Source organism: Streptomyces sp. P1-3 (assembly GCF_050613155.1).
In the GTDB taxonomy this organism is placed as follows: domain Bacteria; phylum Actinomycetota; class Actinomycetes; order Streptomycetales; family Streptomycetaceae; genus Streptomyces.
In genome coordinates, this window is sequence record NZ_CP192512.1 from 4,411,598 (window position 1) to 4,437,284 (window position 25,687).

At 69.7% G+C, this 25,687-nt stretch carries 23 protein-coding genes; 15 read left to right on the forward strand and 8 right to left on the reverse strand.

Translation table 11 applies throughout. The annotated features are described in order from the left end of the window. Positions 1–238 precede the first annotated feature (238 nt). A complete protein-coding gene (locus tag ACQUSR_RS19080) occupies positions 239–4,717 on the forward strand; it encodes an FtsK/SpoIIIE domain-containing protein (RefSeq protein ID WP_431043781.1) in 4,479 nt (1,492 codons plus the stop codon). Between the two features lie 112 nt (positions 4,718–4,829). Here the strand turns inward: ACQUSR_RS19080 and ACQUSR_RS19085 are convergent, their stop codons facing one another. Further along, positions 4,830–5,096 carry a WXG100 family type VII secretion target gene (locus tag ACQUSR_RS19085; protein WP_431043782.1) on the reverse strand — a complete coding sequence of 89 codons (267 nt, stop codon included), beginning with the start codon at positions 5,094–5,096 and terminating at the stop codon, positions 4,830–4,832. A 214-nt stretch (positions 5,097–5,310) separates the two neighbouring features. Between ACQUSR_RS19085 and ACQUSR_RS19090 the strand changes: the two genes are divergently transcribed. Further along, complete coding sequence (locus ACQUSR_RS19090) at positions 5,311–5,571, forward strand: hypothetical protein (protein WP_431043783.1); 261 nt, start codon at positions 5,311–5,313, stop codon at positions 5,569–5,571. Positions 5,572–5,739: 168 nt separating this feature from the next. Here ACQUSR_RS19090 and ACQUSR_RS19095 read toward each other — a convergent pair whose 3' ends face one another. After that, complete coding sequence (locus tag ACQUSR_RS19095) at positions 5,740–5,883, reverse strand: hypothetical protein (protein ID WP_431043784.1); 144 nt, start codon at positions 5,881–5,883, stop codon at positions 5,740–5,742. 6 nt (positions 5,884–5,889) lie between these two features. On the opposite strand from ACQUSR_RS19095, the gene ACQUSR_RS19100 reads away from it, so the two are divergent. Next, positions 5,890–6,456 (forward strand): hypothetical protein, encoded by a 567-nt coding sequence (locus ACQUSR_RS19100; protein ID WP_431043785.1) that lies wholly within the window; start codon positions 5,890–5,892, stop codon positions 6,454–6,456. Positions 6,457–6,495: 39 nt separating this feature from the next. Here ACQUSR_RS19100 and ACQUSR_RS19105 read toward each other — a convergent pair whose 3' ends face one another. Both ACQUSR_RS19105 and ACQUSR_RS19110 read right to left on the reverse strand, forming a co-directional pair. Beyond that, positions 6,496–7,983: a PE-PGRS family protein gene (locus ACQUSR_RS19105; RefSeq protein WP_431043786.1), complete on the reverse strand. Its 1,488-nt coding sequence runs from the start codon at positions 7,981–7,983 to the stop codon at positions 6,496–6,498. Between the two features lie 27 nt (positions 7,984–8,010). Further along, positions 8,011–8,721 carry a hypothetical protein gene (locus ACQUSR_RS19110; protein ID WP_431043787.1) on the reverse strand — a complete coding sequence of 237 codons (711 nt, stop codon included), beginning with the start codon at positions 8,719–8,721 and terminating at the stop codon, positions 8,011–8,013. A 429-nt stretch (positions 8,722–9,150) separates the two neighbouring features. On the opposite strand from ACQUSR_RS19110, the gene ACQUSR_RS19115 reads away from it, so the two are divergent. Beyond that, a complete protein-coding gene (locus tag ACQUSR_RS19115; protein ID WP_431043788.1) occupies positions 9,151–10,026 on the forward strand; it encodes a hypothetical protein in 876 nt (291 codons plus the stop codon). A 76-nt stretch (positions 10,027–10,102) separates the two neighbouring features. Here the strand turns inward: ACQUSR_RS19115 and ACQUSR_RS19120 are convergent, their stop codons facing one another. The 3 genes from ACQUSR_RS19120 to ACQUSR_RS19130 form a co-directional block, all read right to left on the reverse strand. Continuing rightward, on the reverse strand, positions 10,103–10,465 hold the full coding sequence (locus ACQUSR_RS19120; protein ID WP_431043789.1) for a hypothetical protein: 363 nt from the start codon (positions 10,463–10,465) through the stop codon (positions 10,103–10,105). Positions 10,466–10,596: 131 nt separating this feature from the next. Further along, positions 10,597–10,956, reverse strand: coding sequence for a hypothetical protein (locus ACQUSR_RS19125; protein ID WP_431043790.1), 360 nt, complete (start codon positions 10,954–10,956; stop codon positions 10,597–10,599). 26 nt (positions 10,957–10,982) lie between these two features. Continuing rightward, on the reverse strand, positions 10,983–13,067 hold the full coding sequence (locus tag ACQUSR_RS19130; RefSeq protein WP_431043791.1) for an alpha/beta hydrolase: 2,085 nt from the start codon (positions 13,065–13,067) through the stop codon (positions 10,983–10,985). A 77-nt stretch (positions 13,068–13,144) separates the two neighbouring features. Here ACQUSR_RS19130 and ACQUSR_RS19135 point away from each other — a divergent pair, with 77 nt between their 5' ends. Further along, the gene (locus ACQUSR_RS19135; RefSeq protein ID WP_431043792.1) at positions 13,145–13,387 is read left to right on the forward strand and encodes a hypothetical protein; all 243 of its coding nucleotides are present in this window, start codon (positions 13,145–13,147) and stop codon (positions 13,385–13,387) included. Here ACQUSR_RS19135 and ACQUSR_RS19140 read toward each other — a convergent pair. After that, positions 13,384–13,974, reverse strand: a complete 591-nt coding sequence (locus ACQUSR_RS19140; RefSeq protein ID WP_431043793.1) for a hypothetical protein — start codon at positions 13,972–13,974, stop codon at positions 13,384–13,386. The two genes, ACQUSR_RS19135 and ACQUSR_RS19140, sit on opposite strands and share 4 nt — an antisense overlap. Before the next feature lie 1,532 nt (positions 13,975–15,506). On the opposite strand from ACQUSR_RS19140, the gene ACQUSR_RS19145 reads away from it, so the two are divergent. The 10 genes from ACQUSR_RS19145 (at position 15,507) to ACQUSR_RS19190 (ending at position 25,563) form a co-directional block, all read left to right on the forward strand. Beyond that, positions 15,507–16,241, forward strand: a complete 735-nt coding sequence (locus ACQUSR_RS19145; protein WP_431043794.1) for a hypothetical protein — start codon at positions 15,507–15,509, stop codon at positions 16,239–16,241. A gap of 135 nt (positions 16,242–16,376) precedes the next feature. Continuing rightward, positions 16,377–17,207: a hypothetical protein gene (locus ACQUSR_RS19150; protein WP_431043795.1), complete on the forward strand. Its 831-nt coding sequence runs from the start codon at positions 16,377–16,379 to the stop codon at positions 17,205–17,207. Beyond that, entirely contained in the window at positions 17,204–18,511 is a 1,308-nt protein-coding gene (locus ACQUSR_RS19155; RefSeq protein WP_431043796.1) for a CpaF family protein, read from the forward strand. Before ACQUSR_RS19150 ends, ACQUSR_RS19155 begins: the two co-directional genes overlap by 4 nt. 4 nt (positions 18,512–18,515) lie before the next feature. Continuing rightward, positions 18,516–19,619: a type II secretion system F family protein gene (locus ACQUSR_RS19160; protein ID WP_431043797.1), complete on the forward strand. Its 1,104-nt coding sequence runs from the start codon at positions 18,516–18,518 to the stop codon at positions 19,617–19,619. Next, a complete protein-coding gene (locus ACQUSR_RS19165) occupies positions 19,616–20,554 on the forward strand; it encodes a type II secretion system F family protein (RefSeq protein ID WP_431043798.1) in 939 nt (312 codons plus the stop codon). The genes ACQUSR_RS19160 and ACQUSR_RS19165 overlap by 4 nt, the downstream gene beginning before the upstream one ends. A 46-nt stretch (positions 20,555–20,600) precedes the next feature. Then, entirely contained in the window at positions 20,601–20,852 is a 252-nt protein-coding gene (locus ACQUSR_RS19170) for a hypothetical protein (protein WP_431043799.1), read from the forward strand. Positions 20,853–20,910: 58 nt separating this feature from the next. Further along, positions 20,911–21,453, forward strand: coding sequence for a TadE family protein (locus tag ACQUSR_RS19175; protein WP_431043800.1), 543 nt, complete (start codon positions 20,911–20,913; stop codon positions 21,451–21,453). Positions 21,454–21,470: 17 nt separating this feature from the next. After that, positions 21,471–21,950: a TadE/TadG family type IV pilus assembly protein gene (locus ACQUSR_RS19180; protein WP_431047687.1), complete on the forward strand. Its 480-nt coding sequence runs from the start codon at positions 21,471–21,473 to the stop codon at positions 21,948–21,950. Continuing rightward, a complete protein-coding gene (locus ACQUSR_RS19185; RefSeq protein WP_431043801.1) occupies positions 21,947–22,405 on the forward strand; it encodes a Tad domain-containing protein in 459 nt (152 codons plus the stop codon). The genes ACQUSR_RS19180 and ACQUSR_RS19185 overlap by 4 nt, the downstream gene beginning before the upstream one ends. Before the next feature lie 182 nt (positions 22,406–22,587). Continuing rightward, positions 22,588–25,563 carry a hypothetical protein gene (locus ACQUSR_RS19190; protein ID WP_431043802.1) on the forward strand — a complete coding sequence of 992 codons (2,976 nt, stop codon included), beginning with the start codon at positions 22,588–22,590 and terminating at the stop codon, positions 25,561–25,563. Positions 25,564–25,687 lie beyond the last annotated feature (124 nt).

Here is a 25,687-nt window from a genome sequence, read left to right on the forward strand (position 1 = left end):
ACGTACGAATACTTGTGCCAAGAAGGGGCGGAGTGTGCAGGTCACCGCCTTCTCTCGGTTTCGTCTTGTGGCAGGACCCCGCGGCCGGGAATCATCGCGGGGGCAGTGCGCGGAGTGCGACGCGGCGCCGGTGCGAGGCCGGTGCTGCGCCGGTACCAGGAAATATGCGAAGCGGATAGCCTCACTGGGCCGGTGAGAGTGAGCGGTCCGTACCGGGCCGACGGGGAGGAACACAGTCATGCGAGTCCTGGTGACGGCCGTCCGGGAGGGGGCCGAGCCGCAGGATGTGATGGTCACCGCGGATGACACCGCCACCGCCTCCGACGTGGCGGAAGCCCTGGCCGCGGCAGTGGGCGGGCAGCCCGGAGCGGCCCCCGGCAGCCCCGGTCACGCCCAGCCGCCGTCCGTCGTCGTACCCATGCGCGGCAAGGCACCGGGCTTCGCCGGGCACGGCCAGGAGCCGGCCCGCGCGCATCTGTGGGTGGACGGCCGCCGCTGCGCCCCCGAAGAGCCCGTCGGGGCCGTGCTCCGCGACGGGATGCGGGTCACGGTCGATGCCAATGTCGGCCCGTATCTGCGGGCGGGTGAGCCGACCGGGCGCCACGAGCTGCGCGTGGTCGGCGGTCCCGGCGCCGGACGCGTCGTCCGGCTGATGGCCGGCGTGGCCACCATCGGCTCCCAGCACGGCTGCACCCTCCAGGTCGCCGACCCCGGCCTGCCGCCGGGTGCGGTACGGGTCACGGTGAACGCCGACGGCAGGGTCACCCTCGTCCCGCTCTCCGGCGCGCCGATGCTCCTCGACGAGGAACCCGTCACCGGCGAACGCCCATGGCCGCCCGGCGCCATGCTCAAGGTGGGCGACTCCCTGTTCATCCTCGACGCGCCCGGCCAGCCGGACGCCCACCTCGCCCCCACCGGGGAGGGCGGCCTCGCCTACAACCGGCCGCCCAGGCTCTCCCCGCTGCGCCCCCGCCCCCGCCTCGCCGTACCCGGGATGCCGGGGAAGGGGGAGAAGCCGCGCTTCGAGCTGCTGTCCTCCCTGATCCCCCTGGGCTTCGGCCTGGCCATGTACTTCATGACCAAGCAGATCTACATGCTGCTGTTCTGCCTCATGTCGCCGCTGATGATCATCGGGCACTGGGTCAGCGAAGCGCGGTACGGGCGCAAGCGGTTCCGCAAGTCGATGAAGCAGTACAAGAAGGAACTCGCCGAGCACGAGGCGGAGCTGGCCCGGCTCGGCAAGGAGGACCAGCGGGAGCGCCGGCGCGCCTTCCCCGACCCGGCCGAGGTCCTGCTGTTCGCCACCGGGCCGCGCCGCCGCCTGTGGGAGCGCCGCATCACCGACCCGGACGCCATGCAACTGCGCCTGGGGCTGGCTGACCTCCCGGCCGAGATCGAGCTGGTCGCCACCCGCGGCAGCAACCAGTTCTACGACGACGAGGCGCCGCAGCCGCCGGTGGTCGCGGACGTACCGGTCCTGCTGTCGTACGGCGAACTGGGCATCATCGGCGTGGCCGGCGACCGCACCCGTACGCTCAGCACCGCCCGCTGGCTGGCGGTGCAGGCCGCCGCACTGCACAGCCCGCGCGACCTGTCCCTGGTGATCCTCTCCTCGGGCGCGGAGGCCGGGTCGGCCTGGGACTGGGCGCACTGGCTGCCGCACACCGCCCCGCAGCTGGGACAGGACTGCCTCGCGCTGCTCGGCTCCGACCCCGAGGCCGTCGCCCGCCGGGTCAACGAGCTGCTGACCGAGCTGGAACGGCGCAAGTCGACCAAGGACCAGTACAACACCGGCGGAGCACTGCGCCCCGACCCGTTCGTCCTGGTCATCCTGGACGGGGCACGACTGCTGCGCCGTATGCCCGGTGTGCCGCAACTGCTCCAGGAAGGCCCGCAGTACGGCATGTTCGCCCTCTGCCTCGACGAGGACGAGCGGCTGCTCCCCGAGGAGTGCATGGCCGCGGTCTGCTGGACCCCGCAGTCCACCGCCCGCGTCCATCTGCGCGGCTCCGGCCTCGAAGCGGTCGGCGAGGTCCTGGCGGACCAGGTCGCGCTGGACTGGTGTGAGCTGGTCGCCCGTTCCCTCGCGCCGGTTCGGGACGTCAGCCGCGACGACGCCGACAGCGCGCTTCCCACCTCCGCCCGGCTGCTGACCATGCTCGGCATGCCGGACCCCACGGGGGCGGACATCGAACGGATCTGGCGCGCGGGCGGTTCGTCCACCGAGGCGCCGATCGGCATCGCCGCCGACGGAGCGTTCCTGCTCGACATCCGGCGCGACGGCCCGCACGCCCTGGTCGCCGGCACCACCGGTGCCGGTAAGTCCGAGCTGCTGCAGACCATCATCGCCTCGCTGGCGGTGGTCAACCGGCCGGACGCGCTCAACTACGTGCTCATCGACTACAAGGGCGGCAGCGCCTTCCAGGACTGCGCCCGGCTGCCGCACACCGTCGGCATGGTCAGCGACCTCGACGCGCACCTGACCGAACGGGCGCTGGCCTCGCTCGCGGCGGAGCTGAAGCGTCGCGAGGAGATCCTCTTCGAGGCGGGCGCCAAGGACATCGAGGACTACAACGACACCCGCAAGCTCCGCCCGGAGCTCGAACCGATGCCCCGGCTCGTCCTGATCATCGACGAGTTCGCGTCGCTGGTCGCCGAACTCCCGGACTTCATCGCCGGTCTGGTCGACATCGCCCGGCGAGGCCGGTCGCTCGGCGTCCACCTGGTGCTGGCCACCCAGCGTCCGGCCGGTGTGGTGAGCGCGGACATCCGGGCCAACACCAACCTGCGCATCGCGCTGCGGGTCACCGACGCCTCGGAGTCGCAGGACGTGATCGACGCCCCGGACTCCGGCGCCATCTCCAAGTCCACGCCGGGCCGCGCCTACGTGCGGTCCGGGGCGCAGTCCCTGGTGGGTGTGCAGTCCGCGCGGATCGGTGGCAGGCGCCCGAGCACCGGACAGTCCGGCCCCAAGGCAACGCTGCTGCCGTTGTCCGGGCCGTCGTACAGCCGCCCGCTGCCGAGGGTGGCGGAGGCAGAGGACGATGGCACGATGGTCACCGACCTGGCCGTCCTCGTCGACGCCGTACGGGACGGCTCGGACCGCATGGGCTTCGGGCAGCCGCGCAGCCCCTGGCTGCCGCCGCTGCCCGAGCACGTGACGCTGCAGGACCTGCCGGCGACCGCCGCCACCGGCCAGGACGTGGCCCCGGCGCCGTTCGGACTCACGGACCTGCCGGCCGAGCAGGCCCGCAAGGCCTTCGCCCTGGACCTGGTGGGCGGCGAGCACACCATGCTGATCGGCGGGCCGCGGTCCGGGCGTTCCACGGCGCTGCGTACGCTCGCGGGCTCGCTGGCCGCGGGCAGCTCGCCGCGCGATGTGCACGTCTACGCCATCGACTGCGGCTCCAACGCCCTGCTGCCGCTGGTCGGCCTTCCGCATGTCGGCGCCGTGGTCACCCGTGACCAGCCGGATCGCGTCCGCCGGCTGATCGACCGGCTGCTCGCCGAGATCTCGCGCCGCCAGCAGATGCTCGCCATGCAGGGCATGTCCAGTGCCGCCGAGCAGCGCGCCGTGGCGGAGCCGGACGAGAGGCTGCCGTGGATGGTGATCCTGCTCGACGCGTGGGAGGGCTTCACCTCGACGTTCGAGAACTACAACTACGGCCAGCTGATCGAGTCCATGCAGCGGATGTTCCGCGAGGGTGCCTCGGTCGGCCTGCGCGTGGTCATGACGGCCGACCGCAGCGGCCTGACCGGCCAGGTCTCCTCCGTCTTCGGTGAGCGCCTGGTGCTGCGGCTCGCGGATCCCGGCGACTACGCCACGGCCGGATTCCAGATGCGCGACATCCCCAAGGACATGCCGCCGGGGCGCGCGCTGCGGCTGGCCGACCACGGTGTGGAGGAGACTCAGCTCGGTCTGCTGGCGGCGGACCCCGCCGGCCAGGCCCAGGTCGAGGCGCTGCGGCGGATCGGCCAGGAGGTGAGCGAGCACGCCCAGGACGCGCCGAAGCACCTTCGCCCGATGCGGGTCGACGCGCTGCCCGCGCGCATCACCTCGCGGGAGGCGTTCGCTCTGGAGCCGGACTTCGCACCGCCGTCGCCGCTGTGGGTGATGCTGGGCGTGGGCGGCGACGAGCTGGCACCGGTGGGCGTGGACCTCCAGGAGTCCGGGCCGGGCTTCGTCATCGCCGGACCGCCGAAGTCGGGCCGCTCCACGATGCTGATGGGCGCGGCGCGCTCCCTGCTGCGCTTCGGCACGCAGATCGTGGTGATCACGCCGCGCCGTTCGCCGCTGCGCGATCTGGAGGGCCAGGACGGGGTGTTGGGCGTACTGAACGGGGACAGCCGAGAGGACGACCTGGAGAGCGCCCTGAACAAGGCGAGCGGCCCCTACGTCGTGATCGTCGACGACGCGGAGCTGCTGTATGACGAGGCGTTGGACGAGCCGCTGGAGGCCGTTCTGCGCAGCGGGATGGACGGTGACCACGGGCTGATCGCGGCCGGTGCCACGGATACGTTGTCGTCGCAGTACCGGGGCTTCGTCACCGAGGCCCGAAAGACGCGCAACGGCATGCTGCTGACTCCGCAGAGCGCTTCGGACGGCGAGGTGTTCAATATCCGGATTCCCGCGAACAGCGGCGCGGGCTCCCCCGGAAGTGGATTGTTCGTACGCGGCGGGAGCACCATGCCGATTCAGGGCGTAATGGACGCGTGATGTCCGGGCGTGATGTCCGCATGTGATGTCCCAAAAAAGACGAGGCCGGGGGCGTCAACCCGATGGTTGACGCCCCCGGCCTCGCGAACAGCGGCGGTGCGACCGCCTGATATCAGGTCGCGCGCTCGATGTTGTCGTGGCTCGTCCTGGCCGACTTGCTGGCGCTGCGCAGCGTCTCGACGAACTTGTCGAAGGTCGGCTTCACGTTCTGCCACTCGTCACGGAAGGAGTTGGCCTTCGGACCCTTCCAGTAGCTGTCGCTACCGGTCGTCTCGGTGTTCAGGGTCTTGATGAGGGTGGCGAGGTCGCCGGCCTTCTTGTCGAAGTCCTCATAGAGCTTCTTGAGCCTGTCGAGCTGTGCGCCGCGATCCATCGACATGTGGCGCTCCTCCCCGTGTGTGCTAGAGGCAAACGGACGTCCCGCCTGCACGGATGGACGCTACCGCACCCGGTGTCGATCCTGTAACCGGTGCATGCCCTTGTGACGGAGCTGATGCATACGGCCGGAGCGGCGGGAGAACCACCGTGATCACGGGGGCGTCTCGGCATGGAGAGCTATGCTGAGTCAACTGTGCGACTAGGGGGGAGCCGGCATGGCGGATCCGGAAATCCAGGCCCAGCAACAACGAGCTACGCAGTTGCGCGCGCTCGCGAACCATATCGATTCGCTCGTCAGCAAGCCGAATAAATACAGCACCGAAACGATGAAGAAGTGGGCCGGTCCGAATGCCACCCAGGTGCGCGGCGACCTGGCGGGTTGGAAGACGAAGTGTCACACGGTGGCCGAGGCGCTGCGTACTGCGGCCAAGGACGCCGACAAGGCAGCCGAAGACGCGAGTAAGCCGAAGAAGTAGCGCACGCCGCCGGTGGGACTCCGGCGGCCTCGCAACGAGAGACCGAGGTAAACACCTTCGATGCCTTCCTACGACAGCTCCCGTGCGCGGTTCCGCCTGGCGGACCGCCATATCGCGGTATTAGCCCATCTCCTGGACGGCGAGACCCCGCCCGACGAACTCTGGCCTTCACTGGGCGAACTCCAGTAGATCGGCCTGGTCGGCGAGGAGGGCGAACTGGCGCCCATCCTCAGGGATCTCCTCGGCGCTCTGACCGAGCCGCTGGTACTGGTGACCGTGGAGGTCACGGGTGAGCACGGGACGATCAACCACGGCGTCATGGTCGGCCAGGAGGCCGTGATTGCCCATGAGGGCTGGCCCGGTGAGGAGGAGTCCGAGTACACGCCCATCGCCCCGCACAGCCTGGTCTGGGAGTTGGCCCGCATGGTCAACCTGCAGACCGATGACGACGCGGCGTCGGACGTCTCCCGTATCGAGACGACGATGGGCGCCCTTGACGCGGCCTTCACGGCGCTGGGCGAGGGGGAGGGCGATGAGACCGCGACCAGGGAGCTCATCCGCAAGGCACTGACCGAGGCCGGCGCTCCCCGGGAGCCGGAGCTGACCGAGCTCACGGAGCTCATCCTGGCCATGAACGCGATGTGGCGAGTCACCACCGCCTGGGACGGCAAGCACGAGGCCGAGCGGGCCGCGATGGTCCGGGCCCTGGCGGTGTGGGACTGCGGACCGCGCGGCTACTGGATCAGGGTGAAGCCCGAAGAGCCCATCCTGGAAGGGCAGGTCGGGCCTGAGAGCGAGCTGTGCCTGGTGCGTACGACGACGCGCGAGATCTGGGAGAAGATCACGGACCTCCTCCCCGACAAGGCGGACCTGATCGACGGATGACGCGCTGACCCGACCGGTTCCGCGGCTTCCCGGTGTTCGTCACCCCCAGTTCATGGGATTGAGTGCCTTGCCGGCGTCCTTGAACGCCTCCTCGGCTTTGTCCTTGGCATCGGAAGCGATGTCCTCGGCCTTGTCCTTGGCTTCGGAGGCGACGTTCTGGGCCGTGTCACCGACCCAGCCCGCCGCCTTCTCCGGCCACTCCTTGACGGGGTCCCAGTGCTGGACGACCTTGGCGCCGACGTAGACACCGCCGAACACGACGGTGGCTCCGATGGTGACGGGGTTGGGCGAGACGGTGGCCGCGGTGAGCGAGGCGTGGAAGCCGACTTCGGCGACATTGGCGACGTAGGCAGCGCCCTTCTCACGGGTGCTGAAGTTCCCGTTCTGCCATGGCAGCCCCCGGTGGTAGAGCTCGTCGGCGGCGAGGTAGGTCGCCCCCGCACCGCCGACGATTCCGGCACCGCGCAGCACCCCCGCGACCTTCGCGGCCGCCCCGGCACCCCTGCCCAGCGCTGTCCCCGGCGACGCACCGACGGCGCGGCTGTCCGCGTACATGTCCTTGGCCACCGTCAGGAGGCTGGCGTTGGCGGCGCGGGAGACCGCCTGCCCGGAGTGGGTGGTTCCGCCGTACATCGCGGCGAGCGCGTCCGAACCGACGATTGCGTTGATCACCCCGTTGGCCGACATGCCGTTCAAGATCGGGACGCGCATGAAGGGCAGCCGACGGGCGGAGTTGTAAGCGCTGCCGGTGTGCTGGGAGATGGTCCCGTTGGTGAAGGGCACCCGGCCCGTGGCCCCCGCCCACGCGGCGATTCTGCCCGGCAGCCAGCTCCCCGGCGCGGACAGCGACCTGATCGGAGGCGTCCATCTGACGATGCCGCTTCCCCAACCTTGGATCGTTCCGTTGGAGGAACCGCGCAGCACCGCGCCGATACGGATCTTCCAGGCCCGCAGTTGCGGGCTCTGCCAGAGCGCGTTGCCGACCAGTATCTTGGTCAGCGCCGTGGCCTGGATGGTGACAACGGTTGCCGCCCCCGCGGCCGACGTCCAGTCGCCCAGGAGGCCGATGATCGTCTGGATCGTCGGTTCGTGCGGCTGAAGGCCGGGAAGCTGTGCGATCGCGTGGGCTTTGAGGCGGTCGAACCAGACGTTCAAGGACTCGTCGGCCCTGCGCTGGAAGGCCTCAGCGTTCGGGTCGGCACTGGCGGCGACCGAGTTGGCGAGCAGCAGGGCGTCGGGAGTGAGCCCGTCGCCCTGGTACCTCTCCAGGTCCTCCGTGGTGAATCCGGCCCACCGCAGCCCCGCTTCGGGATCGCCGCTTTCGAGCCGGGCGATGGCCGCGCGCTTACGAAGATCCGGTCCGTTCTCCGTAACCCAGGTGCCGAGCGGCTTGAGAGTCTCCAACTGGGAGCTCACCCCGAGACTGCCTGCCCGGGTGAAGGCTTCCTGGAGCTGGTCCCCTATACCGCCCCTGCCGTCGATGAGCTTGGAGAGCTGTTCTAAGTCTTCCGGATTGACATTGCGCACCGAACCCCCCGAATGCGTCGGCGTTCCTCAGCGGTCTCCGAGCAGAGCGAACGCGAACGCGAGGCGGCGGTCCAGCCACTCCGCCTTGATCGTGACCAACTTGGTGCCTTCGGAGACCATGACCAACTGCCCATCGGCCCACCACTCCAGCGTGCGGCTCTTGCGGATGGGGCTGCCTTGATCACCGCCTTCAGCTCCCCCGCTGGCCACGCTATTCAGCAGATCCGTGAAGACCTTGCCGGCTCCCCGCTCGGCGATCCGCTTGGCATCCCCGCTGGCCCACTGATTGCGCCCGACGACTTCTGCCTGTCCAGGCTGATGAATGCGCCATGTGTGCTTGAACATCCGCTTGGAGGAAGGAATGCGGCGAATAGTGCCGATCTCTTGGCCTTGACCGTCGCACACCTGGAACCGGCGTTCCCCCTCGCTCTCGACTTCCCCGTCGGCGACGAGGTAGCACAGCAGGCGCTGCGATTCGGGGTCCTCGAACAGGCACGGCTCGACAGCGCCCGCAGGTGCGGGCGGCGCCGGCGGGGCGATGTAGACGCAGGGCGCGAACACCTGTGAGCTACCCGCACCCTTGGGGACGCGGATGGCCCGCGGACCGCGCACGGGCCGGGCACGCTTCGCCGTGGCAGGACGCTCCACGGTTCCCATGGTGAACTCGCGTACTCTGGCCCACTCGACGGCGGGCACGGGGGCTTCTTCCTCCCGCGCCCCGCCTATCCCGATCGCCACGTCGTCTCCTCACTACGACCAGCAGGCAGATGATGACAAGCAGCCAGCCCGTCAGGATGCCGACGAGGCCCAACCACGTCCGACCCTTCTGCCGCCCCAGAACCCCATGAAGAACCAAAAGGGCGGCAGGCTGGGGATGGTGATGATGGAGAGAACCCCTGTGGCGGCCGCGGTGACGCTGCACTGGGCAGCTTTGTTCAGCTCCGCGGTTGGCGTCGTGGGTGGTACTGGCGCAGGCTGCTGCTCACTATCCGGTCGGTGAACGTCGAGCATGTAACGGTCTCCTCCCCCTGCGTGACCACACGAGGCTATCGGAGGTGCTGGCGACAGTTGGGAAGAACCAACGGGCATGATCTGGCGTGAAAGCAGTGCACGCCCTCAGAGGCGGATGCACACGAAGACGACTTCTATGAATGGGAACTTGGGCGAATGGGTGTGAAGGACAGGCTTCGCGGCCTTGGCGATGCGGTGACTTCGGCGGCGACCGCCGCCGGCAAAGACATCGTGGGGCGCGGTACACGGGTGGGGCGTACGGGTGCCACCGCATCCGGTGACTGGGTGCTCGGCGTCCTCGGTGCGCTGCCCGCTCCCGCCGCGCCCGCCGCCGAGGAGTGGGAGTTCTCGCTCGGCGCGCTGGTCTGCCGCCACCCGCGGGTGCCCGCGATCACCGCGAAGGCCCTGCGTTCGCTGGACAGCATAGGCGCGCTGCGTTTCGGCCCGGAATCGGTCGGCTTCGACGGCGAGGACATCCCGTGGTCGAAGGTCGTACGCCTGCAACTGCACAACGGCTTCGCCGCGATGACGACGGACGCGCTCGACAACGAGATCGACCGGATACGTGAACTGCTGCCCCCGATCCCGGGGCGCAAGTGGGCGGTCACCAAGGTGGTCGAAGGGTTGGCCTCGGTGGTCCTGGCTGCCCTGGAGCAGGCGTCCGACCAGCGCCTGGACTCCGTCAACGTCGCCTGCGAGATCGTCTACCGGGGCACGCTCGGCCGCGAGAAGACCCTGCGCGCCAACCTCTTCAGCACGGCGCTGCTGGCCCACCAGGTGGATGTGGCCTACAGCCTCGTCGTCACCGCCCAGTCCATGGGCATCACGGTCGTTCCGCCGGAGCCGAGCTCCATGAAGGTCGAGACCGCCGAGCGGATACGAGCGCTCCGGGAGCGCACGGACACGGTGGCGCGGGAACTGCGGGCTCAGGCAGAGGGCGAGACCGCGGGGGCCGGGGCGGACGAACCGCCTGTGGACGAGCCGGGTGTCCTGCCGCCCGGTGGCCCGGCGGCGGGGCAGTCGGTGCGATGACCCGGCGGTCCTCAGCTCGCCGATAGGGGAGTGCAGCGGCGCCCGAGCGGGGCCGCTGCACTCTTCGCGCGTGGCCTCAGTCCCCGGTGCACGCGGTCTTCCCGGTGAAGGTGAGCCCCTGGTTGGACGCGTAGAGTCGCCCGTCGCCCAGGCCGTCCTTGGAGACGATCGCCGACCGGTCGTCGCTGGCCGTGGTCTCGGGAGAGACCTGCCAGCCCCGCGAGGTCAGGTAGGCCGAGCTCTTCTTGATGAGGTCGTCATTGGTCTGCGTCTCGTCCGGGTCCCATCCTGCCACCCGGACCGTGGACTGCTGCTTGCCGTCACCGCAGCCGCTCGGCTCACCGAACTCGTCCTTCGGGTAGACCGCCTCGGGGGTCGCCGCCTTGATGGCGGCGCGGATCTCGTCGGAGACGGACTTCTGGATGTCGTCGATGTTCATTTCCACCGCCTTGTCTGGGTTCTTCTGATCTGCGGAGGCATTGTCGGACCCATTGGACGAACCGCACGCGGACACCGCCAGGAGAGCGGTCGCGGCCAGCACGGCCCTGATGCCCCGCGTCCGGGCGGCGCTCATTCCCGGTCCACCAGGCCGGCGAAGGAGATCGCGGCGCTCTGGACGCCGAATGTTCCACCGCCGATGCCGGGTTTGGCGGCGGTGAGGGCAGGCTCCTCGCCGTCCTTCTCCCTGTCATCGATCGCCCAGCCGGCCGAGCGCAGCTGTGTGCCGAGGTCCTCGATCAGCTGCTGGGCGCTCCGCGTGTCCGAGGCGTCGAACGCCGTGACGGCGATGCTCTCTTTGGAGATGGCCGAGGGGAGTTCCATCACGGTCGCATCGGGCATCACCGCGGTGATGATCGACTCGACTTCCGCGATGAGCCGGGTCCGGGCTTCGTCTCGTACCACGCTGAGGTCCTCCGTGCGCTGCGGCATGTGTGCTGTCGACGTCGCGAGTACGCCTAATCAAGGGGGTTGAAGATATCGATCGTGGTGTCGAGCGCATCGCCGCCCTTGTCCCACAGGACCTTCCCGCCGTCGACGGTCGCGTCGACGATATCGCCACCCTTGTTGACGACTGTATCGCCGAAGTCCTCGACTTCCTTCCAGGAGGCCTCGGTGTTCTTGAATATGTGCGTGGGATGCCTGAGGGTATCCAGGGTGTTGCCTGCGATATTGATGCTGGCGTTCTTGGCGGAGCCCGCGATCTGGACGGTATCGTCGACGATCCGGCCCCCTTGTTCGCCAAGGCCGCCGAGCAACTGCCGGACGTTGTTCTGGAGCCTGTTGATCTCCAGGGCCTTGACCACCGGCCAGGTGGCGGCATTGAGGAGTTTGACCGAGGCGAACTTGGCCGTGTTGGCGGCGGCCGTGGCGACCCAGTCGGGAGCGCCCTTCGCCTTGGCGGCCTTGTAGGCCTCCTTGTACGCCAGGTTCCCGGAGAGCCGGACCAACTCGTCCTTGAGCTTCTCGGGCTCCACCCGGTCGAGCATGTTGTACTTGTTGAGCACCGAGTTCAATGGGCGTATCGCATCGGTGATGCCGATGCGGCCGGACATGATGTCCTGGACGATCGGATCCAGTTCACCGCCCATCTTGGTCACCACGTCGGGCGGCACCTTTGAGTGCAGGAACTCGACCAGTTCGCGCATCTCGGTGGCGCCGGTCATCTCTTCGTCGAGGGTGGTGTGGGTGAACGTCAGGCGCTTGCCACCGTCGAAGAGGACCTTCTGAAGGTTTGCCAGGGAGCCGGTGCCCGCGTTGTAGTACATCGAGTGCCCGGTGGCGTTCTCGGTGCTCAGGCGGGTGATGTCCTTGAAGTCCGCCGGGTCCTTTCCGTGGCCCTGTGTGTACGAGACCGGGTCTTCCGGCGCGCGCATGGCGTAGAACTTGGTGTTGGGCATGTGGAAGTCGGCGACCGAGTTGATGTTGGGACCCAGGCCGGGGCTGCCCATGAACACCACGGTGTCGACGTTCTTCATGCCCTTTTGCAGCGCCTTGCTGGTCACCAGCGTGCCGTAGCTGTGCGCGAAGATGTTGACCTTCGCGTCGGGCTGCAGATTGACGGATATGCCTTGCCGGAAGGCGTTGAGCCGTTCACCGCCGACCAGTGCCTTCGCCGGGTCGACGGAGTCTCCGATCTCCGGGGTGTCGTAACCGAGCCAGCTGACTACCGCGGTGTCCGCACGCTCGGTCTTCCCGTCCTTCACCAACTCGTAGCCACCGCTGCTGAACCCGTCGAAGTTGTCCAAGCGGTTGGTGATGCCCGGCACGCGAAAGGCGACGTTTTTCGCGTTCTCCAGGTCGCCGACTACCTCGGCAACCCGGCCGTCAGGGAAGGGGGAGGCCTTTGAGTCGGCGGTCGAGCCGAAGTGGGCGTCGAAGACCAGGAACTGCCGTGGCACCTCGACCTGGACCGGCTTGTTGGTCTTCGGATCGATGATGGTCTTCACGCGTGGACTCATGAACCCACGCAGTGCCTCGACGCGTGCTTGGGTGCGCTTGAAGGCGGGATGGTCTTTGGGGAGCTTCTTGAGATACGCCGACTCCTCCTCGTACTCCTTCTGAATCGATATCCGGTTGGCCGCGAAGCGAACGTTGACGGGAACGCCGTCCAGGTTGCCCACAAGATTCGGCTTGGCGGCCGCGAGCGCGGCCTGCTGCTCCGGTGAGAGCGAGGCGAAGTAGTCCTTCACCGCCTGAGCGCGTTCCTTCGGCGTGGCGCCCTTCTGCCGGTCGAGGACCGATTGAAGCTCCTTGGCGAGCTTGGCACCCGCACCGTCCTTCTTGGCCAGTCCCGTGGGAAGTCCGAAGGCGGAGAGCGAACCGAAGGGCGACTCCGACGGGCTCCTGAGGATCCCGGCGCGTCGGCGGAGATCTCGTGCGGTGTCGCTCAGCCATGTCGCCAAGGCAGTCAGGCCGGTGACCGACGATCCCACGTCGAGACCCGTGGCTCGGGTCTTGAGCTGAGTGATCTGTTCTGCCTTGCTGTCGAGCGACTTCGCAAGGCGGTCGAGCATGTTCGGATCCGCGAGCACCATCCCCATGGTCGAGTACCGTACCGTTTCTGGTCAGACGGTGGCCGGTTTCGATGTGGCCGACCTGGCGATTCGGGGGATTTGGTATGGGAACGACGGAAGCTGAGCGCCTGAGGCAGTTGGCGAAGGATGTCAGGCATCTACTCGACGAGCCGATCAGGATCGCGGCGGATAAGGACGCCAAGCCGGACGATCGTTGGCAGGGGCCGAACGCGACGAAGGTCCGTGGTGAACTCAGTGTCCGAAAGGGACGGTTGGACACCATGGCCGATGCGATCGAGCGGGAAGCCACCAAGCGGATGAAGGATGAGGGGAAGAAGGGCGATTAGTCCTTGTTCCACTTCGGGTTGCGTAGGCACCCGGTGATCACATCTGCGATCAGGGTCTGCGAGATCTTTCCCGAGGTGAGCCGAAAGGGATAGGCCGTCACTTCCACCATCCCCGAAACCCCGGGCTTCCTTGCATTCCGCGTGACGCCGTCGGAGTGGCCCGGGGGAGTGTTCTGCCCCGGCTCGATGGTCCAGCCTTGGCTTCGCAGGCTGTCGACGACCTCTTCCACCAGGCGAGCGGCGGAGCGCTTGTCTTCAGGCTTTCCTGGCACTCGGATCGCCGCATTGGCCAAGAGCTTGCTGGCGTCCTTGCTGTCGATGATGTCGGGCCCGCCGCATTCGGTCTGCCCGCCGGCGATCTCCTCGATGTCGCCGTCGGGCATCGTCGCCTTCACGGCCTTCTTCGCGTCCGGGTACAGCGCGTCCATGGCCTGCTCGTAGGTGGGGCCCCTGTCCTCCTGCTCCTTGTCGCCTTTCGAGCCTGGCAGGCATCCTCCGACGGCCAAGAGGACAGCGAGGGGCAGTGTCATCTGACGCAGGCCGGAAAGGCGCGCTCGGGTGCGGGTCGTGCTGCGCTGGTCGCGCATGGAGGCTCCCGTTCGTGTCTGGTCTGGGGCCGGATGTGCCTCGGCTGCCAGCATAGGTGCTGCGTCATGCCGCGCTGCGGTGGTGGCCGTTGCTGCTCGGGGAGGGGTTGCGGGCAGTGGTGCGGTGATCAGAAACGGATCGGGAGGTCGCTTTTCGGAAGGCTTGGGCCATTGAATCGTCGGGGTTCCGCCAGACGCGCTTGGGCGGGGCGGCCAGGACGATACGGCCGGGGGCCAGCAGAACGAGCCGAGGATTGCCTGGTCGCCCGGTCGTGGCTCGTGCGGTTCAGCGGTTGATGGACTGGACTTCCTGGACGGTGATGTCAGTGGTCGTGCCGAAGCTGCCGCTGGGGAGCTTGCCGCCTTCCCCGGTGGTGCTCGTCCAGGAGATCTCCCACGTGAGAGTCGCCTTGAGCTTGTGCGGCTCGGAGTCGGTGGTGGAGCGGAGGTAGGTGATCCCGCAGGGTGGGGTCTGGCCTCCTCGTCCTCGGAGTACGGCGTGCCGATGCTGCCGTCTTTTGTACTTGTCCGTCTGGAAGAGGGCCTTGTACGCCTTGCCGATGATGGGGCCGATGTTCAGCGGAGCCTTTAGATTCTTCCAGACCTTCGATCAACGACTTGAGTTCCTTGGGCGAGACCGTCGGCTCGTACCAGCAGGCAGGCGGGGTCCAGTCTGTTTCCTTTCCGTGCCGTGATGCATTTCCATCTCCACGCGAGCCATCGCCTGGGCCGATGGCACGTGCCGGCGCTTTGCCGGATCCGTCGAACACGACACCCCGGTTGAAGTATCGAATCTCACCGGTGAAGCTCAGATCGGCGTCAAGGTAGCGCTGCACCCAATCGATCGCGTCTACAAGTGCTTCACCAGTGTTGTAGAACTTCAGGGCCGGGAACTTGGGGTCACCGCGGAGGATGGCGTCGTCCTCGGCGAGAATGTTCCGCTCATCGTCGGCCAGCACGGCATCCGTCTTGGGGCCACCGGTCTCGCGCCCCTCGAAGACGTGCCGGACGTCACCGGAAGCTTGATCTCCGGCCGCTTGACCCCGTCCCCCGGCGCCGTCGCGCTCGGTGCCGGCGACGTCGGTGTCTTCTTCGCGCCGTCGATCTTGTCCTCGTCGCCGGACTTCGAGTCTCCGCCGCACGCCGTCGGGGCCCGTGATGCGGCGGTCAGGAGTGCTGCCAGGCTCGCCATCGTGCGTGTGTGCTTTTCAACTTCCCTATCTCCTAAGGGCGTCCGATTGAGTGTCAGAGCAGATCAGAAAAGCAAAGTCCATCGATGATGGCGCGGATGACTGACGCCCCCGGGCCGGCATGGACGCGCGTGGATAAGCGGAGGGTGGGAGTCGGGGCTCTGCCGGAGCATGGCTGGAACCCGCGCACCTTGAGGCGTTTATGTGCCCCTGATACGGTGCGATGACTTGACAGTCCTCAGTCCGCCGACATAGACGCGCACCAGGTTGCGCAGAGCCGCGTGAGCGGGGCTGTAGCGGGGCAAATCCCTGAACTCGGACATTACTTGCGGGAGCGTTGGCGTGAAGATCCAGGAGCGCACGGGGGCGGCGCACGGCAGGGGGAGCCAGGCGCCGGCTCAAGGAGTGGGGGAGCGGCTGCCGTCCGCGCCCCGTGAGCGCAAGCCCGCGCTGGCCGCGTTGGCGGTGCTGTTGATCCTCGTCGGCGCGCTGGGCGCGACCGTGCTCGTGCTGCGGGCCGGTGACCGCATCGAGGTCGTGAAGATCACGGAGGATGTGACCGCCGGGAAGAAGATTCCCGAATCCGCGATGGAATCCGTTCTGGTCGCCGAGGATTCCGGTATCAAGTACGTGAAATGGGATCAGCGGGATGCCATCGCGAAGTACCGCGCCACCAAGGACATCGTGGCCGGCTCGCTCCTCGTCGCTCCGATGCTGACCTCGGACGCCAACGGCCTGCCCGACGGCAAGGTGCTCGTGGGCCTCTCCCTCAAGGCCGGGCAGTACCCGTCGGACCTGGAGGCCGGGGACACCGTCACCGCCTTCCGGGTGAGCGACGCCGACAACAAGGGCAGTTCGAACGGGTCCTCCGGGGCCTCGGGCGGGTCCAGTGGCGGCTCCAACACTGTGCTCGCGCAGGCGGTCAAGGTGCACAAGATCGACCGTTCCAGCGGTGACATCGGCAGCACCGACCTCCCCGTCTCCGTGCTCGCGGAACAGAGCCAGGCTCCCGGCCTGGTGCAGGCCGCGGCCGCCGGCGAGGTGGCCATCGTCAAGGTCCCCGCGGCCGGCGAGTGAGCCACCGAGTGAGTCGGCGGACCGGTCGCCCACACGCTCGGCGAGTGACTCCGCACCACGCGCGCGGCGGCCGGGCGGCCGTACCGCGGGCGCTGTCGCAGGCACCGTCAGAGGGATACGAGGACACGTAAGAACATGGCGCTTATCGCTCTCGCCGCCGACAAGGGTTCGCCCGGCGTCACCACTGCCGCCGTCGCGATCTCCGCTGTCTGGCCGCGGCGTGCGCTGCTGGCCGAGGCGGACCCGGCCGGCGGGGACCTGGTGTACCGCGGCGTCGCGGCGCACGGTGGGCCGTTGGACCCCAACACGGGAATGCTGTCCGTCGCCGCCACCGCGCGGCGCGGGCTGGCCGCCGAGCAGTTGTGGGACCACGCGCAGCCGATGTCCGGTGGCCTTGAGGTGCTGGTCGGGCTGTCGACGTCGGAGCAGTCGGCCGGGCTGACCGGGCTGTGGCCGACCCTCGGGCACGCCTTCGCCGGACTCGCCCAGTCCGCGCACGGTCCCGCCGACGTCATCGCGGACTGCGGGCGCGTCGGCGCGGACTCCGTGGTCATGGACATGTTCCCGCAGGCGTCGCTCGTGCTGCTGGTGGCCCGTTCGGAGCCGGAGAACCTGGCCCGCGTCAGGGACCGGGCCGGGGCGCTTTCGGCCAAGCTGCACGGCGCGCACCGCGGGGCCGCTCAGCTCGGTACACCGCTCATCGGCGTGCTGCTGATCGCCGATTCCGGTACGGGGGCCAAGCTGGCCGGGCAGGTCAACGACATGCTCGTGGCCGCGCAGTGCGGCGCGCGGGTGGTCGGGGTCATCGCCCACGACCCGGCGGGCGCCGCCCAGCTCAACGGGCGCCGGCGCGGCCGGCTGGACAAGTCGCTGCTGATCCGTTCGGCCCGCAAGGTCGTCGGTGACCTCCACCAGAGCTACGGTGCCGCGTGGGCGCAGCCCGGCGGGCCGGGGGCGTACCGATGAGCACGGTCGACCACCAGTTGGTCAAGCGGTTCCGGCAGGACGCGGGTGACCGCATCGCCGAGCAGCGGCGGCTGGACCAGGCGTCGGGCGCGGCCCCGATGTCCACCGAGGACGAGCGGCAGTACGCGCGGGCGGTGATCGCCCAGATCCTGGAGGACTACGCCCGTACGGAGATCAATTTCGGGCGTACGCCGCCGGACGCGGAGACCGAGGAGCAGTACGCCGCCGCGGTGCACGCCGCGCTGTTCGGCGTCGGCCGGCTCCAGCCGTTGCTGGACGACCCCGATGTCGAGAACATCGACATCAACGGCTGCGACCAGGTGTTCGTGGGCTACTCCGACGGCCGTGAGGTGCCGGGCGAGCCGGTCGCCGAGACCGATGAGGAACTGGTCGAGCTCATCCAGGTGCTCGGCGCGTACTCCGGCCTGTCCTCCCGTCCGTTCGACTCCGCCAATCCGCAGCTCGACCTGCGGCTTCCCGACGGGTCCCGGCTCTCAGCCGTGATGGACGTGACCCGGCGGCCCGCGCTGTCCATCCGCCGGGCCCGGCTCGGCAAGGTGTTCATGGCCGATCTGGTGGGGAACGGGACGCTCACCCCGGAACTGGGGAATTTCCTCGCGTGCGCCGTACGGGCCCGGAAGAACATCATGATCGCGGGGGCCACGAACGCCGGTAAGACGACGCTGCTGCGCGCGCTCGCGAACGAGATTCCGCCCACCGAGCGCCTGATCACCGTGGAACGGGCGCTGGAGCTCGGGCTCGACCAGTTCCCGGAACTCCACCCGAATGTCGTGGCCTTTGAGGAGCGGCTGCCCAATTCCGAGGGGCTGGGCGCGATATCCATGGCCGAACTCGTGCGCCGTTCGCTGCGTATGAACCCGTCCCGGGTCATCGTCGGTGAGGTCCTGGGTGACGAGATCGTGACGATGCTCAACGCCATGTCGCAGGGTAACGACGGTTCGCTGTCCACGATTCACGCGAACAGCTCCAGCGAAGTGTTCAACCGTATTTCCACCTACGCGCTCCAGGCCAGCGAGCGGCTGCCGATCGAGGCCAGTCAGATGCTCGTGGCGGGCGCGGTCAATTTCGTCGTCTTCATCGAACGCCGAAACAGTTATCTGCAAGGTGGTCGGCTCCAGCGCATGGTCACCTCCGTACGGGAGGTCAACGGCGTGGACGGCCGCGTCCTGTCCAGCGAGGTGTTCGCGGAGACGGCCGACGGCCGGGTCGTCCCGCACGCGCCCATCTCCTGTATCGACGAGCTGACGGCGTACGGCTACCGCCCGACCGGGACCTGGGGGTGAGGGCATGAACGGCATTTCCTCGATGGGCGGCTTTCTCTCGCTGCCGGTGCTCTACGCGCTGCTGTCCGGCGTCGTCGTCGGCGGCGGTATCGCGCTGCTCGTCGTCGCCCTCCGCGGCCTGCCCGCGAAGCCGGCGCACGAGAAGGCCAAGGCGAGCGAACGGTCCGCCGAACTCGCCCGGTTCGTCAGCCAGCGCGGCTCGCTCGCCGTCGGTGTCGGCCTGGTCGTCCTGCTGCTGACCCGATGGGCGGTCATGGGCGCCGCCAGCGCCGTCCTGGTCTTCTTCTGGGACCGGCTGTTCGGCGGCGCCGCCGAGGAGCGTGCCGCCATGCGGCGCGTCGAGGCGCTGGCCGCCTGGACCGAGTCGCTGCGCGACACCATCGCGGGCGCGGTCGGCCTGGAGCAGGCCATCCCGGCGTCGGCACGGGCCGCGGCCCCGGCCCTGCGCCCCCATCTGGACGCCCTGGTGGACCGGCTGCGGGCTCGTACGCCGCTGCCCGACGCGCTGCAGCACCTGGCCGACGAGATCGACGACGCCTCGGCCGACATCATCGTCGCGGCGCTGATCCTCAACGCGCGGCTGCGCGGGCCCGGCCTGCGCGAGGTGTTGGGCGCCCTGGCCAAGTCGGCGCGTGAAGAGGTCGACATGCGGCAGCGGGTCATGGCGCAGCGCGCCAGCACCCGGCGCAGCGTGCAGATCGTCATCGCGGTGTCGGTGCTGTTCGTGCTGGGTCTGTCGATCTTCAACCGGGACTTCGTGAAGCCGTACGGCACGGCGGTGGGTCAGCTCGTGCTGGCCTGCGTCTGCGGGCTGTTCGGGCTCGGCTTCTGGTGGTTGCGCAAGCTGTCCAGCATCGAGACGCCGGACCGTTTCCTGACCCGGGACGAGCCCGCCGTGCAGTTCGTACGGCCACGGTCGGGGCAGGGGCAGGGCCAGGAGACGGCCGGGGCGCAGGCGGCGCCCCACGGTCCGGCGGGCGGCGGACCGGCGGGTTCGCCGGGTGGCGGTTACGTCGGTGGGCCGTCCGGGCCCGCGGCCGGCGGTCACGGCGGTGGACCGGCCGCGTACGGTTCCGGAACGCGTGAGGGGGAGGCGACGCCGCGATGAACAGCAGTCTGACCGGACCGGTGCTGATCGGTGCCGTCTTCGGGCTCGGTGTCTACGTACTCGTACGGGCGCTGATGCCCCGTAAGCGGGGCGCGGTCGCGCGGGTCGCGCAGATCGACGCGCTGCGGGCGCGCGGCTCGGCGCACGGGCACGCGGCGGCGGACCGGCAGTCGGCGGGTGACGACGGCCGGTTCGGCTCGCTGCGCTCACGGGTCGGCGCGCGCGTCGCCGACTTCTATCTGCAGCAGGGCTGGGAGCAGCGGTCGCTGCGGGCCGACCTGAATGTGCTGGAGCGCAGCTGGGAGGCGTTCCTGGCGACGAAGGTGCTGCTGGCCGCCGCGGGGCTGATCTTCGGCCCGTTCGTCTTCGCGATCGTATGGACGCTGGGTTTCGGCAGCAGCCCGGTGATCCCGCTGTGGTTGGCGCTGTTCTTCGCCGGCCTGTTCTTCATGCTGCCGGACCTGGAGATCAAGCGGGACGCGGCGGACAAGCGGCGTGACCTGCGGCGGGTGATCGGCGCCTATCTGGACCTGGTGTCGATGAACCTCGCGGGCGGCCGTGGTCTGCCGGAGGCGCTGATGGCGGCCGCCGAGGTCAGCGACGGCTGGGCACTGCGCCGGGTGCGCAACACGCTGGCGGACGCCCGTATCACGGGTATCAGTCAGTGGCACGCACTCGGGAACCTTGGCGAGGAACTTGGCGTCGAGGAACTTAAGGACCTTTCCGCCTCGCTGGCACTGGTCGCGGACGACGGCGCCAAGGTGCGTGAGTCGCTCGCCTCGCGGGCCGAAACGATGCGGCACCGGGAGCTGGCGGAGATCGAGGGGAGTGCGGGAGAGAAGTCGCAGTCGATGCTGGTCGCGCAGCTGCTGTTGTGCGCGGGGTTCCTGGTCTTCCTCATCTTCCCCGCGGCGGTGCGCGTGTTCCAGGTCTGACCACTCACCACTTCTTCCCCCACCTGTTTGAGAGGACATCACCACCATGAACTTCGGATCCCGGATGAGCGGCGTGCCCGCCGTGGACTTTCTGGTCACCTTCCTGCGCGGCCGGATAGACCGGGCGCGCTCGGGCGAACTCGACCGCGGTGCCTCCGCGGTCGAGTGGGTGATCATCTCGGCGGTCGTGGTCGCGATCGTCGGTGTGGTCGCCGCGATCATCAACGCCGCGCTGAGCGACGGCGCGAACAAGGTGGGCGACTGCATCAAGGGCGCCAACGCCGAGAAGACGTGCTGACGTCCGACCTACTGCCGCACTGACCGCTGATCGCCGATCCTTGGACTGAGCTGAACGCATGAGACGAACGGGTGCCCTGCACCGCGCCGTACGCCGCAGGCTGGACGCCGCCCGCGGCGACGGCGGCGCGGTCGTGGGCGCGGACGGCGGCCTACGGCGCGCGAGCGCGGGCCGTACGGGCGTGGGGGGTCGCAGCAGCGCGGGCCGCACCAGTGACAGCGGCATGACCGCGATCGAGTTCGTGCTGCTCACGCCGGTGCTCTTCTTCCTCATCTTCGCCACGGTGCAGTTCGCCCTGTACTTCTTCGCCGACCACGTGGCGCAGGCCGCGGCCCAGGCGGGCGCCCGCAAGGCGCGCGCGACGGCGGACGAGAATCCGGGCGGCTGGCGCGGCGAGGCGGAGTCCAAGGCCCGTACGTACATCCGGCAGCTGGGCCCGCAGTTGCTGATCGGACCGGACGTGAAGACGGTGCAGCCGGAGCAGGACACGGTGGGCGTGCAGGTGGAGGCCAAGGTGCCGACCGTCTTCCCGGGCCTCAAGTTCACCGTGCACGCGCGGTCCCAGGGCCCGGTCGAGCGGTTTGTCGAGGACTTCGGATGAGCGGTGGGAAGCCGCGGATGACGCCGCGGACGACGCCGTGGACGAAGCGGCGGGTCACGCGGCGTACGTCGACCTGTCGCCGGTGGGCCGGCCGCTTCGGGCCGTCGGCGGACGCGGGGCTGTCCACCATCGAGGTGGTCATCCTCGCGCCGGTGATGATCCTTTTCATTCTGGTCCTGGTCGCCTTCGGGCAACTGGTGGACGGACGGGGCGCGGTCGACGGGGCGGCCCGGGACGCCGCCCGCGCCGGTTCCATCCAGCACACCTACTCCGTCGCGATGAGCGAGGCGCGCAGGGCGGCCGAGGCGGACCTCGGTGACGTGTGCAAGGGCGCGGTCACCGTGCGGTTCACCGGCACGGACTTCAAGCCGGGCGGCTTCTTCAAGGTCGAGGTGAGCTGCGAGGTCCGGGGACTGGACATGCTGGGCCTGGGCATCGGCAGCACGGTCAAGGGGCGGGCCGTCTCGCCCATCGACCCGCACAAGAGGGCGACATGAGCGGCAGGAAGACGACCGGAAGGCGCGTCGACGAGTGGCGGCGGCTGCGCGGGGACCGCGGTTCGGGCTCGGCCGCCGTCATCGTCTTCGCCGTACTGTTCCTGGCGGTGGCCGCGTTCGTCGTGGACGGCGGGATGTCCATCTCGAAGCGTGAACGCGCGGCCGATCTGGCGGAGCAGGCGGCGCGGTACGCGGCGCAGGACCTGGACATCGAGGAACTGCGCCGCAGCAAGGGCGAGCACGCGTACATCCTCTACCAGAACTGCGACGAACGGGTCCGCGCCTTCGCCCGCGAGGCCGGAGAGGACGTCACTTCCGCCCGGTGCACCAGCGCCAGCGCGCAAGCGGTCGAGGTCGAGATCCAGCTCACGTACAAACCGGTGCTCACCGGCCTGTTCTACAGCGGCTCCATCACGGTGAGCGGCACCGCGAAGGCCGAGTCGCTGACCGGCTAGCCGGGCGGCTGCCGCCCGGCTAGCGGATCGGCCGCCGCCCGGCCAGGCGAGAGGCCGCAGGCCGGCTGGCGGCCCTGCCGGGAACCAGCTCGGCCGTACCGGCTGTCACTGCCCCTGACTAGTCTTGTCCTACCAGCATCTGTCGCACCCCCGGCGACCACCGAGGCATAGGAAGTCCCGCCATGGCGCGCACAGCACGCACCGCACGAAACGCCCCGTCCTCGGGGCCACAGCCGAGGCCGCTGCCCCGCAACCCGCAGCGTACCTTCGGCGATTTCGTCAAGGCGTTCTTCGCGTTCGTCGCGCTGGCCGTGCTGCTCATCGGGGTGCCCGGCTCGCTCGCGTACTTCGTCGGCTGGCCTCTGCCGCACGAGGTGCCCTCCCTGGAGACCGTCCAGGAGCCGATCACGGCCACGGTCTTCATCAAGGTGCTCACGGTCGTCGTCTGGCTGGCCTGGGCCCAGTTCACCGCCTGTGTCCTGGTCGAGGGCAAGGCCGAGCTGTCCGGGGTCGGCATGCCGTCCCGGGTCCCGGGCGCCGGTCCGAGCCAGCTGCTGGCACGCCAGCTGGTCGCCGCCCTGCTGCTGGTCGGGGCGAGCGCTGCCAGCCTCACTCCCGGACTGTCCCAACTGGGCAACGCCTACGACGCCAACCACCGGGGCACGGTCGCCGCCGCCGAGCAGACTCCCGGCGGACGGGCGGACGCGGACCATCACACCCAGGGCCCGAGGGCGGTGGACCCCACCGGCGGCGGCGAGCGGGTGGGCAAGGGCGCCAAGGCCGAGAAGAACACGAAGTTCTACCGCATCCAGCCGCCCGAGGGCCGCCACCACGACACCCTGTGGGAGATCGCCGAGCGCCACCTGGACGACGGCCTCCGCTACAAGGAGATCTACGAACTCAACAAGGACCGGCTCCAGCCGGACGGTTCGAAGCTCTCCAAGGCCAGCCTGATCCGGCCCGGCTGGATCATGGAGATGCCCGCCGACGCCCACGGCGGCGACCTGGTCGAGATGCCGGAGGAGGCGCCGGAGGTCCCGCGCGAGGTGCGCGAGCAGATCCAGGAGTACGACCGCAACAGCCCGCACGGGCACGAGGAGCAGGGGGGCGGCGTCCAGCAGCCGGGGCCCGGCCACGCCGACCCGGCCGGCGACATCCACACCAAGCCGCCCGTGCAGGAGCAGCCGCAGCCGGGCGAGCAGCAGCCCGGGCAGCCCGGCGAGACCGCCGAGGCCGCCGACTCCGGCGACGAGTTCGGGCTCCCCGAGGCACTCATCGGCGCGCCGCTGCTGGCCGCCGGGCTGCTCGCCGCGCTGGGCCGCCGCCGCCGCGCCACGCTGTGGCAGGCCGCGCTGTCCGCCGTGGGCCTGGGCGGCGGGATCGACTTCACCCCCACCGGCGTGGCCGCCAACGCGCAGGACGCGCTGCTGGTCGGTGCCGACCCCGCGGCCGTACGGGACCTCGACAACGCCCTGCGCGGGCTGTCCGCCGACCTCGCCGAGGCCGGTCGCGAGCTGCCCGTGGTCTATGCCGCGTGGCTGGCCACCGGCGAGATCCACCTCCAGCTCGCCGCACCCGCGGGCCAGCCGCCCGCCCCGTGGCAGCTGGGCCAGGACGAGACGTTCTGGCGGGTGCCGCGCGGCGACATCCGGCCGCACCCGCAGGACGGCACCGCCGCCCCGTACCCGGGCCTGGCCAGCCTCGGCACCCTGGACGACGCCCGGCTGCTGCTCAACCTGGAGGCGGTGCCCGGCATCGTCTCGCTCAGCGGTGCCGAGGCGGACCGTACGGCCGTCATGGCCTCCCTCGCCGCCGAACTGGCCACCAACGGCTGGTCCGACCGGCTTACCATCACCCTCGTCGGCTTCGGCCACGAGCTCGGCGCGCTCGCCCCCACCCGCGTCCGGCATGTGGACACCATCGCCGCGCTCGTGGAGACCATGCAGGCGGAGACCCGGCAGCGGCGCGGGGCGCTCGGCGCGGCAGGACATGACTCCGTTCTCACCGGCCGCACCGGCCGTTCCGAGCACACCCAGCACGCCCCGCACCTGGTGCTGCTCGCCGACGAGCCCACCGGGCGGCAGGCCGACGCCCTCGCCGAGCTGGCCGCCGACTCCGGCCGACTGGGCATCGGATACCTGATCGGCACGTCGCGCGCCGAACTGCCCGGCGCCACCTGGGCCCTGGAGATCACCGCGGACGGGCGGCTGCGCGCCCCGCTGCTCGGGCTGGAACTCACGGCCCAGCTGCTGCCCGCCGCCCAGCACCGCGCCGTCGTGGAGCTGTTCGCCGCCGCCGACTCCGATGCCACGCCCGACCCGGACGGCGCGCCGGGCGCCCGTCCGCCGTTCATGGTGGACATCACCGAGCGCGGCCGCCCCGCCGTGTACGCCCGCCTGGTCGGCCCGTACGAGGTCATGGGCCTGGAGACGCCCGAGGACGAGCGCAGCCCGCTGCTGCACGAGGCGCTCGCGCTGCTCCTGCTGCACCGCGAGGGCGTGCACCCGCGCGTGCTCGCCTCGGGCCTGTGGCCGCGCGGCGCCACCGAGGACGTCCGGGACGCGCTGATCGACCGGTTGCGCGGCTGGCTGGGCAACGACGCGGACGGCGCGCCGCGACTGCGCACCGATGGCACGGGCCGGCTCACCCTGGCCGCGTCCGTGGTCTCCGACCTGGACGTGCTGCGAACCCTGCACTACGAGGCGACGCAGGGCCGGGGGGCCCGGCGCGCCCGGCTCCGGGAGCGGTTGCTCACCGACGCCCTGGCGCTGGCCCGCGGCCCGCTGCTGGCCGACCGCCCGGAGGGTCGTTACGCCTGGCTCACCCACGAGATCATCGACGCGCAACTGCCGCTGCTGGTCGCCGACGTGGCCTTGGCGCTGGCCGCCCACCACCAGGAGGCGGCCGCCCCGGCCCGCGCCATGGAGGCCCTGAACACCGCCCTGGCCACCGCCCCGACCGATGAGCGCCTGTGGAACGAGCTGCTGCGCGCGGCCCACGCCACGGGCGACGCGGAGCTGCTGCGGTCCACGGCGGACGGCCTGGTGTCCCGCAACCACGACCTGAACGGCGGCACCCGCGGCCTCCCGCCCCGCACGGAGGCGCTGCTGGACGAGCTGCTCCCTTCCTGGCGAGGCCCGCAGGCAGCGGCGAACTGACCGATGCCGCACTGCGGTCCGCGCCGGGCATAGGGGGCACACGGCCCTGGAGGCCGGTGTTGCGGTCATGACATGGTGGACGCCACAGCGGAACCAGTCGCGACGGAGGTAGCGTCTGTTCTGT